The 14646-nt window shown below is 59.4% G+C and carries 12 protein-coding genes and 1 pseudogene; 9 read left to right on the forward strand and 4 right to left on the reverse strand.

The genetic code is table 11. The features are described from left to right. Positions 1 to 567, reverse strand: a complete 567-nt coding sequence (locus AC5S27_RS02430) for a hypothetical protein (RefSeq protein ID WP_493932993.1) — start codon at positions 565 to 567, stop codon at positions 1 to 3. 188 nt (positions 568 to 755) lie between these two features. Here AC5S27_RS02430 and AC5S27_RS02435 point away from each other — a divergent pair, with 188 nt between their 5' ends. The 8 genes from AC5S27_RS02435 (at position 756) to AC5S27_RS02470 (ending at position 10626) form a co-directional block, all read left to right on the forward strand. After that, the gene (locus tag AC5S27_RS02435) at positions 756 to 2099 is read left to right on the forward strand and encodes a Xaa-Pro dipeptidase (protein ID WP_493932994.1); all 1344 of its coding nucleotides are present in this window, start codon (positions 756 to 758) and stop codon (positions 2097 to 2099) included. A 125-nt stretch (positions 2100 to 2224) separates the two neighbouring features. Beyond that, positions 2225 to 2788 carry a hypothetical protein gene (locus tag AC5S27_RS02440; protein WP_493932995.1) on the forward strand — a complete coding sequence of 188 codons (564 nt, stop codon included), beginning with the start codon at positions 2225 to 2227 and terminating at the stop codon, positions 2786 to 2788. Between the two features lie 246 nt (positions 2789 to 3034). Beyond that, positions 3035 to 4618: a phytoene desaturase family protein gene (crtI, locus tag AC5S27_RS02445; protein ID WP_493932996.1), complete on the forward strand. Its 1584-nt coding sequence runs from the start codon at positions 3035 to 3037 to the stop codon at positions 4616 to 4618. A 148-nt stretch (positions 4619 to 4766) separates the two neighbouring features. Beyond that, positions 4767 to 6215 (forward strand): aldehyde dehydrogenase family protein, encoded by a 1449-nt coding sequence (locus AC5S27_RS02450; RefSeq protein ID WP_493932997.1) that lies wholly within the window; start codon positions 4767 to 4769, stop codon positions 6213 to 6215. Between the two features lie 20 nt (positions 6216 to 6235). Then, positions 6236 to 7792 (forward strand): phytoene desaturase family protein, encoded by a 1557-nt coding sequence (locus AC5S27_RS02455; protein WP_493932998.1) that lies wholly within the window; start codon positions 6236 to 6238, stop codon positions 7790 to 7792. 34 nt (positions 7793 to 7826) lie between these two features. Continuing rightward, positions 7827 to 8642: a lysophospholipid acyltransferase family protein gene (locus tag AC5S27_RS02460; RefSeq protein ID WP_493932999.1), complete on the forward strand. Its 816-nt coding sequence runs from the start codon at positions 7827 to 7829 to the stop codon at positions 8640 to 8642. Continuing rightward, complete coding sequence (locus AC5S27_RS02465; RefSeq protein WP_493933000.1) at positions 8639 to 9871, forward strand: glycosyltransferase family 2 protein; 1233 nt, start codon at positions 8639 to 8641, stop codon at positions 9869 to 9871. Before AC5S27_RS02460 ends, AC5S27_RS02465 begins: the two co-directional genes overlap by 4 nt. A gap of 98 nt (positions 9872 to 9969) precedes the next feature. After that, on the forward strand, positions 9970 to 10626 hold the full coding sequence (locus AC5S27_RS02470) for a hypothetical protein (RefSeq protein ID WP_493933001.1): 657 nt from the start codon (positions 9970 to 9972) through the stop codon (positions 10624 to 10626). Positions 10627 to 10657: 31 nt separating this feature from the next. Here the strand turns inward: AC5S27_RS02470 and AC5S27_RS02475 are convergent, their stop codons facing one another. From AC5S27_RS02475 to AC5S27_RS02485, 3 genes are all read right to left on the reverse strand, one after another. Then, entirely contained in the window at positions 10658 to 11074 is a 417-nt protein-coding gene (locus tag AC5S27_RS02475; protein WP_493933002.1) for a DUF3052 domain-containing protein, read from the reverse strand. Positions 11075 to 11084: 10 nt separating this feature from the next. Further along, entirely contained in the window at positions 11085 to 13286 is a 2202-nt protein-coding gene (locus AC5S27_RS02480; protein WP_493933003.1) for an OPT family oligopeptide transporter, read from the reverse strand. Between the two features lie 104 nt (positions 13287 to 13390). Further along, a complete protein-coding gene (locus AC5S27_RS02485; protein WP_493933004.1) occupies positions 13391 to 14026 on the reverse strand; it encodes a hypothetical protein in 636 nt (211 codons plus the stop codon). Between the two features lie 441 nt (positions 14027 to 14467). Here AC5S27_RS02485 and AC5S27_RS02490 point away from each other — a divergent pair. Next, positions 14468 to 14641: pseudogene (locus AC5S27_RS02490) on the forward strand (double zinc ribbon domain-containing protein); the annotation flags it as partial. Positions 14642 to 14646: the final 5 nt, after the last annotated feature.

Genomic DNA, 14646 nt, shown 5'->3' on the forward strand with positions numbered 1-14646 from the left:
TTAGTTCTTTATATGCGGCGTGGCCGACGGCAAATCTGACAGCCCAGGGATAGTATCGCGCTTCTTTTTGAGATTCTCTTCGGTCAGGCACGTCGTCCAGGGAGGGGCGCCGGGGTATTCATTCGAGCGGATCCATAAAGTCATTCTGCCGATATTGTTTTCATCAAACCACCAAACCCGATACGCGGATCCGACCTCCACACCGAATGCCATCGCTGTATATCCGAAGACTTTGCCATCGCAAGACAATTGAGTTACGTACGGAGCTGTCGCGGTTAATCGCCGAGTTGTGAGGGTTGAATTTTCCATGTAGTAATCAGGAATCCAAAACTTATCCTTCACGCTGAAGCAGGCTAGAGCCACGTGATCATCAGGTACCAGTAAGGGCGGTCTGCAGGCGTCCATCGGGGATGATTCATGCACAGGGGTGGCCCATCCTTCAAGAGAAGAGATGCGCGTGATCTCCGTATATTTCGCGGCGGATTGAGCATAGCAAGCCTGCCTGCACGCATCTAGGTTTGCGATGAGCAGTATTCCGGCTATGGAGGCGACTAACTTTCTCTGCATGACTGTTTAAGCTATCCGATCACCTGCTAGTCCTTCATGTCAATCTTCTTGGCAGGAAGGTCTTGTCAGTGCCACTTTACGGCAAGTTTTGGTCGTCAATTGGACTAGTCCCCCTGCCCAGACCGAAGTGCGATAGATTTACAATTATCCGATTTTCGTAAATCTGATTCGTTTCAAGGAGCCTTCTCTTGCGCCTGTTTCTCGCTTCTCGTCTTTTCGGTGCTGTCGCGTGTTCCTCGGCGGTGGGTAGTGTCGCGTTCGCACAGGTTGCGCCAACTGCTCCCGTGACGGTGTATGTGAAGGCCGGGCATCTGTTTGACTCTACTTCGGACAAGCTGCGGGACAACGTGGTGCTGGTGATCGAGGATGAGCGGATCACCAAGGTGGCGGCTGCTGGCGAGGTCACGATTCCTGCGGGAGCAAAGGTGGTGGATCTTTCGCAGGATTGGGTCCTGCCGGGGCTGATCGATTGCCATACCCATCTGGAGGCGCGGGCGGACCAGTATGACCCGATCAACGAGGTGCGGCAGTCGCCGTTCATGGGTGGATTCAACGGCGTGGTGAACGCCAACAAGACGCTGCTGGCCGGGTTTACCAGCGTGCGCGATGTGGGTTCGCAGCCGTTCTTTGCGGTGGATCTGCGCAAGGCGATCGATTCGGGATTCATTCCGGGGCCGCGGGTGGTAGCGAGTGGGCCGGGGATTTCGATCACTGGCGGGCACGGCGACATGAACGGGTTTGCCCCGGCGGTGAACAACATGATGTATCCGGCGGAGAAGGATTTTGCCATTGCGGACGGACCGGAGGAGGTGCGCCGGGTGGTTCGGGAACAGGTGAAGTACGGCGTCGACGTGATCAAGATCCTGGCAACTGGAGGGGTGTTGTCGGCGGGCGATAAGCCGGGGGCGGAGCAGTTCACCTACGAGGAGCTGAAGGTGGCAGCCGATGAGGCGCACCGGGCCGGGCGGAAGATTGCCGCGCATGCGCATGGTGCGGAGGGGATCAAGGATGCAGTGCGGGCCGGGATCGATTCGATCGAGCATGGAAGTCTGATCGATGACGAGGGCATCCGGCTGATGAAGGAGCACGGGACGTATCTCGACGCGGACATCTATAACGACGACTACATCCTGGGCGAGGCAGCCAAGTTTGGGCTGCCCAAGGAGATGATCGACAAGGAGCGCGGGCTGGGCAAACTGCAGCGCGAGAATTTTGCCAAGGCGGTCAAGGCGGGGGTGAAGATTGCCTTTGGGACCGATGCCGGGGTCTATCCGCACGGGGACAACGCGAAGCAGTTCCACTACATGGTGAAGTTTGGGCTGACGCCAGCGGGAGCGATCCGCGCGGCGACCGAGAGCTCGGCGGATTTGATCGGACGGTCGAAGGATGTCGGGACGCTGGAGGCGGGCAAGTACGCCGACCTGATCGGGGTTACGGCGAATCCGCTGGATAAGGTGGAAGTGCTGGAGCATGTGAGCTTTGTGATGAAGGGCGGCAAGGTTTACAAGGATGAGGTTGGGGCATCGAAGTGATGAATGGAGAACCTTTGAGATCGCCTAACAACAGGCTCAGGTCCATACTCACAGTAACGCTCATGCTCTTCGCGGGATTGGTTTGCTCTGCGCAGACTGAATCGGAAGCAGTGGTGCGGCCTTGTTTGAAGGACGAGTGGCGGATTGCTTTGAGCCCTGCGGCGAAGGAGCTGACGACGAAGCCTGCAGAAGAAATGGGGGGATTTTCTTCGTGTGAGTCGGCTGTTGTGCCGTTTCTTCCGAATGCTCTGATTCTTCGCTTGCACACCAAGGTTGACGTGGACTGGTCCTATACGGCAACTCTGCTACAGGCAAATACAGGAGGCTCACTGAAGCTCGTGTCGTCGGGCCGCGGCATGGTGGCGCATCCCAAACCTGATAGCGCTGAGTCGATCTCTGCACTCAATTTCCTACTTCGAGGGGTGAAGTTGGAGCCTGATGTAGAGACAATCAGGGAACTCACTTCTCTCTATTTCTTCATCCTGGATGACGAAGATGAGCGCCAATTTCTCGGTGGTCGACCGATAGTGCGTGAATTGGAGCTTCTCAACAGGGAGCCGGGCCAGATTCCGGTGGCGATGGGCAATGATCGCGCGCAGGCAAGCTTTCTTAAAACCGCATGGAAATTGGATTTTTCCTTGGAAAGAGATTCGATTGAGCTGATATCAGCATACCGAATGGATGATTGAGCGATATTCTGCGCTTGTATTTGCTTAGCGGATCGGCCTCAAGCGAACTTTCGATTTCGGCTCAATCGCGCGGGATCAAAAATTGATCCTGCTTCACTTGTTTGATACGAAACTAAATCCCGATGCAGGAACGGGAAGGCTCTGTACAGGGGCTAGAGTGGGAGATGAGGCTATTTCCGCTGGCGTTTGTTAGAGTTTCAGAGCAAAGCGGATGGATTCTCGTCTAAGCAATTGAAGCCGGAGACAATGAGCGCAAAGCACCCGATTGATCGAGCTGCAGACAGAGTGGTGATTGTTGGAGCGGGGCCCGGTGGCCTGGCTTCGGCAATGTTGCTGGCCAAGGCCGGCGTGGAAGTCACTGTGGTAGAGAAGCGCGGGGTGGTAGGCGGACGCACCTCGACGATGGAGCAGGACGGCTTCAAGTTCGATGTGGGGCCGACCTTCTTTCTGTATCCGCAGGTGTTGCGCGAAATCTTCGCGGCCACCGGGCACTCGCTGGAAAAAGAAGTCCCGATGCACCGGCTGGACCCGCAGTACCGGCTGGTATTTGGCAAGGGCGGACAGGTAGACGCCACTTCCGATGTTGAGCGGATGAAGGCGCAGATTGCCGCGATTTCACCGGCCGATGCGGCGCGCCTGGAGTCGTATTTCCGCGATAACCGCGAAAAGCTGCTGCGGTTTGCCCCCATTCTGCAGTCTCCGTTTGAGAGCTGGAAGGATCTGGTCACGCCGGAGATGCTGAAAATGTTGCCGCTGGTGCGGCCATGGCGCTCGCTGGACTCCGACCTGCGGAAGTATTTCAAGGACGACCGGATTCGGCTCGGGTTCAGCTTCCAGTCAAAGTACCTGGGAATGTCGCCGTTCTCCTGCCCGAGTCTGTTCAGCATCCTTTCGTTTCTGGAATATGAGCACGGAGTATTTCACCCGGTGGGCGGTTGTGGAGCCGTGACGGCTGCGATGGCGCGCATTGCTGAGGGCATGGGCGTTCGCATTCTGCGCAACACCGAGGTAGACGCGATGCTCTTTGAGGGCCGCCGCGCTGTCGGTGTACGGACTTCCTCAGAAGCTGGCGGAGAGACAATCAAGGCCGATGCTGTGGTGGTGAATGCGGATTTTGCGCAGGCGATGCAGCGGCTCGTACCCAACCATCTGCGCAAGCGGTGGACGGATAAGAAGATCGAGAGCAAGGACTATTCCTGTTCGACGTTCATGCTGTATCTGGGCATCGACGGCAAGTATGACGATGTGGCGCACCATACGATCTATCTCTCGAAGAGCTACGAGCAGAATCTGCGGGACATTGAACATGAGCACCAGTTGACGACCGAAGATGCCAGCTTCTATGTGCAGAATGCCTGTGTGACCGACCCAACGCTGGCTCCGGACGGGATGAGCACGCTCTATGTCTTGCTGCCGGTGACTCATGAACATCGCAATGTCGACTGGCCGAAGGAGCAGGCTCGATTCCGCGCAATGGCTCTGAAGCAGCTTGAGAAGATCGGGATTACGGATGTGGAGAAGCGGATTCGGGTGGAGCGGCAACTTACGCCGGCCACGTGGAATTCAGAGTTCCACCTGCACCTGGGCGCGACATTCAGCATGGCGCATTCGCTGAAGCAGATGCTGCATCTGCGGCCGCATAACCGCTTTGAGGATCTGGATGGCGTTTACCTTGTGGGTGGCGGAACGCACCCTGGGAGCGGGTTGCCGGTGATCTTCGAGTCGGCGCGGATCACTTCGAGGCTGCTGCTGAAGGACTTGCAGGTAGAGCCAGGGTGGAATCCGGTGCCGCAGCTCCAGGGGAATGCGGCCTATGAGTCGGTCCGGTAACAAGCGAGTGCGCGTGGAGTGTGAAGTGTGAACAGCCTGGCGAAGAGCCCAACCCTAACGCGAGATAGAGTGAATTGTGGGTGATGCGCAGGGTTTTGTCTTTCACACTTCACACTCACACTCCACACTCGTATCTCAGGTAGAGCCAGTGACCGGGTTTCTCTTCGATCGGGAAGCAATGATGGTGGCCCAGCGGGACTGGGCATCTGCCCCGTTGCGCGCCCGGCTCAAGGTGATTCGTAGACTGCGGAAGTTACTGGCAGCCCGGGCTGTGGATGTCGCTGAGACGATTCCTGTTTCCCTACCGGGCGCACTTAGCCGGACGCTGGCGGATTCGCTGGTTTCAGAAGTACTGCCGCTGATCGAGGCTTGCCGGTTTTTGGAGAACGAGGCGGAAGAAGTGCTGCGGACGCGGGAGCTTGGCGCTGCTGGGCGGCCGGTCTGGCTTTCGGGCGTTGAGGGCGAAGTGCAACGCGCTCCGTGGGGATTGGTGCTGGTGCTGGCGGCTGGGAACTATCCTCTGCTCCTGGCCGGTGTTCAGACATTGCAGGCGCTGGTTGCCGGGAACGCCGTACTTTGGAAGCCTGCGCCGGGCACCGAAGACGTGGCGCATGGGCTGCGAAGAATGTTGGTGGAGTCCGGGCTGAATCCCGAGTTGCTGCGGGTGCTGGACTCGTCGGTTGAGGCCGGTACAGATGCGATGGCGGCGGGTGTGGATCATGTCGTGTTGACCGGGTCGGCGGAGACGGGGAAAGCCGTTCTGCGGCAACTGGCGGAGACGCTGACCCCGGCGACGATGGAGCTTTCCGGGTGCGACGCTGTGTTTGTGCTGCCGGGGGCCGATTGGGTGCATACGATCCGAGCGCTGGCGTTTGGGCTGCGATTCAATGGATCGTTTACCTGCATGGCGCCGCGGCGGGTCTTTCTGGTGGGGATGAAGGACGCTCCGGAGTTTGAGGAGCGTTTGGCTGAGGTGCTAGCTGCTTTGCCGCCGGTTCCGGTGCCGGACAAAACTCGGCGGATGCTGGCGGAACTCGTTGCCGACGCACAGGTTCAGGGTGCGCAAGTTGCATTGGACGGGCAGGAGGCGCGCGAAATGACAGTGGGTGTGACACTCATTTCCGGGGCAACTCCTTCGATGCTTGCGATGCAAACGGATGCGTTTGCCCCTTTGCTGAGCGTGATGCGGGCAGCGGACTTGGAAGAGGCTGTGGCGGCGAGTGCGGCTTGCCCTTATGCTTTGACGGCGTCGGTGTTCGGTCCGGAGAAGCAGGCTCGGATGTTGGCGGCTCGGTTACGGGTCGGCAACGTGCTTATCAACGATATTGTGGTGCCTACGGCTGATCCGCGTATTCCGTTTGGCGGACGCGGGCGGAGCGGTTTTGGCGTGACGCGCGGGGCGGAGGGATTACTGGCGATGACCGTGCCGAAGACGATTCAGCGGCAGCAGAAGCCTTCGCCGTACGCATATGCGCCCACGGACGAGCGGCACGTGGAGTTTTTTGCCGGGCTGGCGCAGATGCTGCATGGCGGCGGAGTGCTGGCACGATGGACGGGTTTGTCGCGCTTGATGCGGGCGGCGCGTAAGTTGAAATAGAGATTTTGGAGAAGAGACGAATGCGGATTGCGGTGATTGGGTCGGGATTGGGTGGGCTTTCGGCGGCGGCTACTTTGGCGGCGCGGGGCTATGACGTCGAGGTCTTTGAGAAGAACGCGTGGCTTGGCGGAAAGGCGGCCCAGCTTGAGGGCGACGGATTCCGGTTCGATATGGGGCCGACGATCCTGATCCGTCCGTCAGTCTTACGGCGGATCTTTGCTGAAGCCGGGAAGACGCTCGAAGACTACATCCCGATGGAGCGGCTGGACCCGCAGTGGCGCTGCTTCTTTGAGGACGGGCTGGTGCTGGATCTCGAGGATAATCTCGCTGCGATGGCCACCTCTCTGGACAAGCTTAAGGCGGGCATGGGCGAGGGTTTTCTGAAGTTCCAGGAGCTGAGCGAGCAGTTGCATGAGATCAGTAACAAGTTCTTCTTCTGGAAGCCCGTCGGGTCGATGATGGACACGTTTGACCTGAAGGGCAGCTTCTCGCTGAACGTTTTACGCGATGTGATGAAGATGCGGCTGGGGCAGACGGTGGGCGGCGTGATTCGCGAGTACATCCCCGATGAGCGCGTGGCTCAGATGCTGGACCACTACACGCAGTACGTGGGCTCATCGCCGGATACGTCCCCCGCAATTTTGTGCGCGATTGGGCATATGCAGTCGGAGGAGGGCATCTGGTACCCGATGGGCGGAACGCGCGCTGTGCCCGAGGGTCTGGTAAAGCTGGGCCGTGAGCTTGGCGTGAAGTACCACCCTTCGACCGAGGTTGAAAAGCTGGTCGTAGAGGGCGGCAAGATTGCCGGCTTGACCACCGCTGCTGGAGAGACGCTGCGCTTCGATGCGGTGGTTTCGAATGAGGATGCGGTGCGGACGTATCGCGAACTGCTGGGCGGGGACTTTGCAAAGAAGTTCGATAAGGAACGGGAGTATGAGCCGGCCTGCTCCGGCGTGGTGCTCTATCTGGGCCTCAACAAGCGCTACGACCATCTCGCGCATCACTGCTTTGTGTTTTCGCGCGATCCAGAGGAAGAGTTCCACCACATCTACGATCTCGGCCAGCCCGCACCGGATCCGACCTGCTACCTGGCGTCGACGACACGGACAGAAGCTGCAACAGCGCCCGAGGGTGGCGACGCGCTGTACGTTTTGGTACATACGCCGTATCTGCGACCTGAGCACAATTGGGACGAGATGTTCCCGAAGTACCGGCAGGTGATTCTGGACAAGCTGAAGCGGACTGCGGGGATGCCGGATATCGAAGAGCGGATTGTTTTTGAGCGGGCGCTGACGCCGGTGGACATTCACAACCGGTACAAGGTTTTGAACGGGGCGATCTACGGGCTGTCGAGCCATGGCAAGTGGACTGGCGCCTTCAAGCCATCGAACAAGCGGCGCGATCCGGATGGGCTTTTCCTGGCTGGTGGCGCGGCACATCCGGGGCCTGGCATGCCGATGGTTCTAATGTCCGGGTGGATCGCAGCGGATGCGGTAGACCAAAGATATGGTCAGGGGTATCGTGGAGGAGAGGCTGCCGGGAAGAGCCAGGTCGAGGAGCACGCAGCGACGGTTTGACGAGGCGGACGATTCAGTTACCGGGCACACACGCATGACTCGAACGAAGGTCAATCCGGCGCGGGCGGGCGGGGAGCTGCGAGCGCCCTCGCGACGCGCGATCGGACTGTTCTCGATCTACCTGCGCTGGTATCTCCGGCGGCACTTTCACTGCGTCCGCGTTGCAAATGCGGGTCGAATTGCGCCGCAGGCTGAGCCGCTGATCCTGTTTGGCAATCATGCATCCTGGTGGGATCCGCTCACGGCGATGGTGCTGGGCCAGACGATTTTGCCGGAGCGCGAGCACTATGCTCCGATGGACGCCACTGCGCTCGAGCACTACTCCATCTTCAAGCCGATGGGATTTTTCCCGGTGGACAATTCCTCTCCGCGCGGCGCTGCACAGCTGCTGAGAGCCGGAAGACAGGTAATGGACCGGCCCGGCGCGGTGTTGTGGATTACGCCGGAGAGCCAGTTCAATGATGTGCGCAAGCGGCCGGTAGTTTTTCGCCCGGGGATGGGCGCGCTAATGAGCCGTTGCGGGCGGATGACGTGCGTGCCGATCGCGATTGAATATACGTTCTGGAACGAGCGGCTGCCTGAGGTGCTGATCAATATCGGCGAGCCGCTGGAGATCGCCGACGGCACGATGGAAGACGCGCGAACGTGGACCAACCTGCTTTCCTACGCGATGGCTGCTACGCTGGATGAGTTGACGATGCTGGCAACGGAGCGCGACCCGGCGGCGTTCGAGACGATCCTTTCGGGTGGCGGCGGCATTGGCGGCGTCTACGAGGTGTGGAAGCGGTTCACCTGTGCTGTGACCGGCAAGCCATACCATCACGACCATGGAAGTTTGCACGAACGATGACTTCACTCTTAGCCATATTTATTGAATTCAGAATCGACCAGATACCCAACCCGATCATCGTGGGTGGCATCACCCTGCTGGATTGCCTGGCCGCGCTGTCTCTGCTTTGTTGCGGAATTCCGGCTGTGTTGTTCACGTTCAATGTGTTCCTCTTTCGCCGGGCCGGGCTAGCATGGAACCGCAAGCCTCTGCCACCGCTGTCGGTCCTGATTCCGGCGCGGGATGAGGAGCGGTCTATCGAGGCCACCGTCAAGGCTGTGCTGGCCTCGCGGGGTGTTGACCTGGAGCTCATCGTGCTGGACGACGGCTCGACAGATCGCACAGCAGAGATCGTTCAGGCCATTGCCGAAGAGGATCTGCGCGTCACGCTGGAGCGGGCGGACGAATTACCAGAGGGGTGGAACGGGAAGCAGCATGCCTGCTGGCTGCTGGCGCAAAAGGCAACAACCGACGTCTTCTGCTTTCTGGATGCCGATGTACGCGTCGGGCCTGAAGCCTTTTACCGGATGCTGAGTGAGCTGAACTTCGAGGAGAAGAAGCTCCCGGAGAAGGCGCTGGTGAGCGGGTTTCCGCGGGAAGAAACAAAGACTCCGCTGGAAATGCTGTTGCTTCCCCTGATCCACTTCATTCTGCTTGGATTTTTGCCGATGGTTCTGGATCGCCGGGGTCGACGCCCTGCGTTTGCGGCCGGATGCGGCCAGTTCATGATGGTGCGGAAGGAAGCTTATTTCGCCAGCGGCGGACACGAAGCGATTCGCACGACGATGCATGATGGGCTGATGCTGCCGAAGCTCTTCCGCGAGAACGGGTTTCGCACGGCAATCTATGACCTCAGCCAGGAAGCGACCTGCCGGATGTATCGCGGAACGTTTGAGACCTGGCGGGGATTGAGCAAGAACGCGACCGAGGGCCTGGCGAAGATTGTGCGGCTCCCCGTGTTTACGGTGCTGCTGATTGCCGGGCAGGTGCTGCCGCTGCCGTTGGTGGTGTGGGGATCTGTGCTCATGTACGTGGGGGGAGCGCGGGGGGCGAGGCTGGCTTTTGCCGCGCTGGTGTTCGGATGGACGATCCGCTTTGTGAGCGCCTACCGGTACCGCCAGAGCTGGCTGAGTGCGATCCTGCACCCGGTGGGGATCCTGGTACTGCTCATTCTGCAGTGGTTTGCGCTGCTGCGGAAGCTGGTGGGGATCAGGGCAAAGTGGAAGGAACGGAAATACAAGGTTGGGTGAGTGGTAGAGGATTGAATCTGGTCTTGCCGGGGAAAACATATCCTTGGTCCGTTGCGTCCAATACAAAGACATAGATTACGAGCGTGCGAGGAGTGGATTTGCAATCACGGATGAGGCTGGTTTGCGTTGGCTGGATGTTGCTGCTTGCCGCTGAGGTCAACGCAGCGCCGGCGAAACCGGATTCGGCATATGACCGCCAGCAGTATTCCTACCGGCTGGGTGTGGCTCGGACGGCCTATTTCCGGGTGATTACGAACGGGAACGAGGATTCCTCGAAGCAGGCGCATGCGGCGCTGAGCGAACTGGAGCAGGCGTATCCGGGGGATCCGGTGGCGAAGGCGTATCACGGCAGCCTGCAGTTGCTGGATGTGGCGCATAGCTGGGCGATCTGGAATCTGCGCAAACAGACCACGGACGGGCTGGCGATGCTGGATGAGGCAGTGAACCAGGCTCCCGATGAGCCGGAGGCGCGGTTCATCCGGGCGGCGACGAGCTGGCATCTGCCGGGATTCTTACATCGCCGGGCGCAGAGCGAGGCCGATTTCGAGCTGCTTGCGGGGCAGGCCGAGCGCGACGTGCGGGACGGGCGTCTGACTCCGGAGCTGGCCGCGGCAACCCTGAATTACTGGGGACAGATCCTGGTGAGCCGGAAGGATGTTTCCGGGGCGCGCGCGGCATTCAGTGCGGCGATCAGGGTAGCTCCGCAAAGCCCCGGGGCGGTGGATGCCGGGAAGCGGCTGGGGCAGCTTCAGTAGCTGTTTCGTCGAGTGAGGTACTGTCGTTCGTTTAGTCTTGGTCGCGTTCGCTCTTCCGGATCACAAATTTGAGGGCAGTCCAGCTTTCGTCCACGGCGCATACCTTGATATCGACCATACCGAGCGGAAAAGCTTCCGCCCGTACTAGATGCTCGGTGATATCCGTTGGAACCTTTGCAGCTTTCTTGGGCCAGGAAACCCAAATCGCTCCAGCGGGATTCAAGAGCGGCCGCAGCAGGGCCAACTTCTCAGAGAGATCACTTTTTCTGGTCACGAAGATGTGTGCCATGTCCAGCCCGCTCGCGGGAGTCTTGAGCAGGACTGGTTTGAAACCGCTTTCCTCAATCTCATCGGCAACCGAAGCCGGCATCTGGTATCGCCAGGTTCGCTGGGCGTCCTTCACGCCGAGTTTCTTCGCAAGAGGCGTTCCTGAATAGCCGGTGGTCACAGTACTTTTCCTACTGTTTGAGGGGTTTGCGGGCGAAGTAGTAGAGGGAGAAGGCCAGCGCTGCAAACATCACGACAGCGGTGCCGTTGCTGTGCAGGTAGGGAATCTCAGGAAACTGGATGGGGATGTGGTTGCCAGTGAGGTTTTCGTAGGCGGCTTTGGCTACGCCCAACAGGCCAACGATGCCTCCTGCGGCGATGAGACCTGAGGCGTAGAGAGCGCCGGGGCTGATTTCGCTGTCATCCGCCTGGTGACCAGCCTTCTTGAGAGCGGAGTCTACCAGGAAGCGCACGATGCCTCCGGCAAAAATTGCGAGGGTGGTGCCGATAGAGAGATAAGCGCCGACAGCGAACGAGAGTGAGCGAATGCCGAGCAGTTCAACAGCGATCACCAGGAAGACGCCCATCAGTACCAGGCCCCAGGGGAGCTTCTGAGTGAGGATACCGTTAATGACGGTGGCCATTAGGCGTGCCTGCGGCGCGGCTGCCTTCTCGCTGCCGATGCCCTGGATCCACTGAACTTCAATCTTGTGCGTAGCGGGCGAGTAGAGGTACTTTCCGTCTGCGAGCTCAGACGAGCCGAGAGCGTTCAGGACGATGTATTCGTTGGCTTTGTGCGGGGTGGCGACCTTGTTGGCGTCGACGACAGGGATTGTCTCGGGGAGCTTGGCGTTCTGTTGCTGATTGACGCCGGAGTGGGCGGCGTTGATGTCCCACGGTTGCGGGGACTGGCGGAACTCCTGGAAGGCTGTGTTCATGGCCGAGAGCGTGACGCCGATGATGACGGTCGAGACGCAGACGCCGATCATGAGGGCGAGTTGCTGCAGGCGCGGGGTGGCTCCGATGAGGTAGCCGGTCTTGAGGTCCTGGCTTGTATCGCCGGAGTTGGAAGCGGCGATGCAGACCGCTCCGCCGACGGTGATGGCGAGCGCTCCGTAGGCGGGAGCGGTCCAGCCTTTGACGAGGAAGATGGCCGAGGTCGCCATAAGGGTTGCGATGGTCATGCCGGAGACGGGCGAGGCCGAGCTGCCGATGAGGCCGACGATACGCGAGCTGACAGTAACGAAGAGAAAGCCGAAGACGACGATGAGGAGCGATGCGGCAAGATTGGCCAGCGGTCCCGCGTAGGTGCCGGGGACGGGCTTGAACTGGAGAAAGATGAACATGATGGCGACCAGCGCAATCGATCCGCCAACGACTACGCTCATGGGCAGGTCATCTTCGGTGCGGATGGGCCGGGCCTTGGCTGCGCCACCGCTACGCATCTTGCTGAAGCCGCTGGTGAGCGCGCCGACGATTGTGGGCAGCGTCTTGACCAGGGTGATGAGACCCGCGGCGGCGACGGCTCCGGCTCCCATCGGGCGTATGTAGGTGATCCAGAGATCGCTGGGAGTCATGGCGCTGATGAGCTTTGTGCCGGGATAGATGGGCTGCGTGAGTCCGTTGCCGAAGAAGTGAATCAGCGGCATGAGCACCAGCCAGGAAAAGACGCCGCCGGCAAAGATGATGCCGGAAACTTTGGGCCCGATGATGTAGCCGACGCCAAGGTATTCCGGCGTGGCGTCGCACTTGATGGCGGAGCCTTTAAGGATGTGTTGCGGCCCGAAGTCGGGCTCGTAGTGGGGTGAGTCTGGCCAGGCAGCGAAAAGATTGCTGTTCTGGAAAAGGGTGTAGAGGCCGCCCAGTCCGAGTCCGAGAAAGACCCGGCTGGCGAAACTTCCTCCACGGTCGCCGGCCATCAGAACGTCCGCGCAGGCAGTGCCTTCGGGATAGGCGAGGGTTGCGTGTTCTTCAACGATGAGCTGGCGGCGCAGCGGGATCATAAATAGGACGCCAAGCCAGCCGCCGACGAGGGCAAGGAGGAAGATACGGGAGTATTCAAGATCGAAGCCGAGGAAGATCAGCGCGGGCAGCGTAAAGATGACGCCGGAGGCGATCGACTGGCCGGCGTTGCCGGTGGTCTGGACGATGTTGTTCTCGAGGATGGAGGACTTACCGAAGACGCGGAGGATGCTGATCGAGAGCACCGAGATCGGGATCGAAGCGGCGACGGTAAGGCCCGCCCGCAGACCGACATAGACCGTGACCGCGCCGAAGATGATGCCAAAGAAGCAGCCGAGCAGCAGAGCGCGCGGGGTGAATTCGGGGCGCTTGTCCGAGGGCGAGACGTAGGGACTGAAAACGGGCTGATTCTCTGGCTTGATGTCAGGCAAGGTGAAGCCTCCGGCTGCGGGATACAGCGAATATACGAGATCAGGGCTGGGAAGTCAGAATTCTACCCTGAGCCGGAACGATCCCTGCCAAGCGAGGGCCGGACTTAGGGCCGAGCATACTCCATCGTCCAGACCGCCTTGTCACCTTCGTGATATTCATTTCCTTCCCAAGGGGAGCCGCACACGTGCAGATAAGAGTAGGGTGTTCCGGCGAACATTACCCAGGCCCCCTTATCACGAACTGTCGTTGGGAGACCATTCGCCGCAGCATCAAAGGGCCAGGTAATCATCCAATGCGGTCCTATCGGGATAGCGGGGCTAGTCTTGTCGGATGGATCCGTGTTACTTCTCTGGGTAGCACCGCAGAGCATATAGATCATTCCGGGCGAAGCATTGGTCGGTTTCGGCTTCCCATGCATGGCATCCATCATCCACTGCATGCCCATGGGGTTCATACACATCGGTGGAGCGCCGATCTTGTTTTCGTTACCGGGAACACATACCCATTCATTCGTTCCTTTGACCAGAACCTCCATCGTGCCGTCGGCTCGCAACTCTGCGACCGTCGCGTCCTTCGTGACATGCTCCGGTCCGGCAAGGCGGGCGCGAGTGACCCTGGGATCCTCGGCTCTGTCATTTGGATTGTGGCTCTGCATTGATTCCTCCCCGTTTCCTACTGTGCCGCCGAACAGCGTGGCAGCGACAACCGAACCGGTAATGAACTCTCTCCGTGTTTTCATCAAACATGTCCTCCAGCAGCTTTATTGTTAGGGCGGACTGGACAGACTGGCAAGCGCACATCAAGCAAGGTTCACAGAATCCGCCTTTCGACTCTGCCTATGCTGTGCCGGCGATTGGATTGCAAGTCCGGTGACCTGATTGCAAATGACTTCGCCGAGGATGAGCCTATCGAAGGTGGAGTGGAAGGTACGTAAGAGATTGCGTTCACATGAAAAGACTGGAGGCGGAGATAGCTTTCTTTCCTGAGGTCTGGGTATACTGAGGGTACGGCGGCGTGTACCGGCCGGCCGAGATTGAGGTGCGATTTCAGTAGCGACCCTCGTTCAGCGATTTCCGGTGCTTCGCGAAGTGTCTCCACTTCTGGAGGCTTCTTCTGGCGCGCGACGGTTTCTGCGCCTGCAAAAATCCTGAATGGCCTGGGTAACGCACTGAGTTGCACGTTGTTCCCTTCTGCCTGCGCCCTTTGTGGCTCCCTCATCCCTGAGATTTCTGAATCGCCGGTTTGCTCGGCTTGCTGGAGTGAAATTCCTCCTGCAAGGGAACACTGCTGCGTACGCTGCGGCGAGGATTTGTTTGCGCCTATCTCTGCAACCGACCCGCAGGCTGGCGTTTGCCGAGC

Source organism: Acidicapsa borealis (genome assembly GCF_059115245.1).

Bases quoted from the DNA above. Each gene is read 5' to 3' on its own strand.
- AC5S27_RS02430 (WP_493932993.1), bottom strand. From the start codon at position 567: ATGCAGAGAAAGTTAGTCGCCTCCATAGCCGGAATACTGCTCATCGCA.
- crtI (WP_493932996.1), top strand. From the start codon at position 3,035: ATGAGCGCAAAGCACCCGATTGATCGAGCTGCAGACAGAGTGGTGATT.
- AC5S27_RS02455 (WP_493932998.1), top strand. From the start codon at position 6,236: ATGCGGATTGCGGTGATTGGGTCGGGATTGGGTGGGCTTTCGGCGGCG.
- AC5S27_RS02460 (WP_493932999.1), top strand. From the start codon at position 7,827: ATGACTCGAACGAAGGTCAATCCGGCGCGGGCGGGCGGGGAGCTGCGA.
- AC5S27_RS02465 (WP_493933000.1), top strand. From the start codon at position 8,639: ATGACTTCACTCTTAGCCATATTTATTGAATTCAGAATCGACCAGATA.
- AC5S27_RS02485 (WP_493933004.1), bottom strand. From the start codon at position 14,026: ATGAAAACACGGAGAGAGTTCATTACCGGTTCGGTTGTCGCTGCCACG.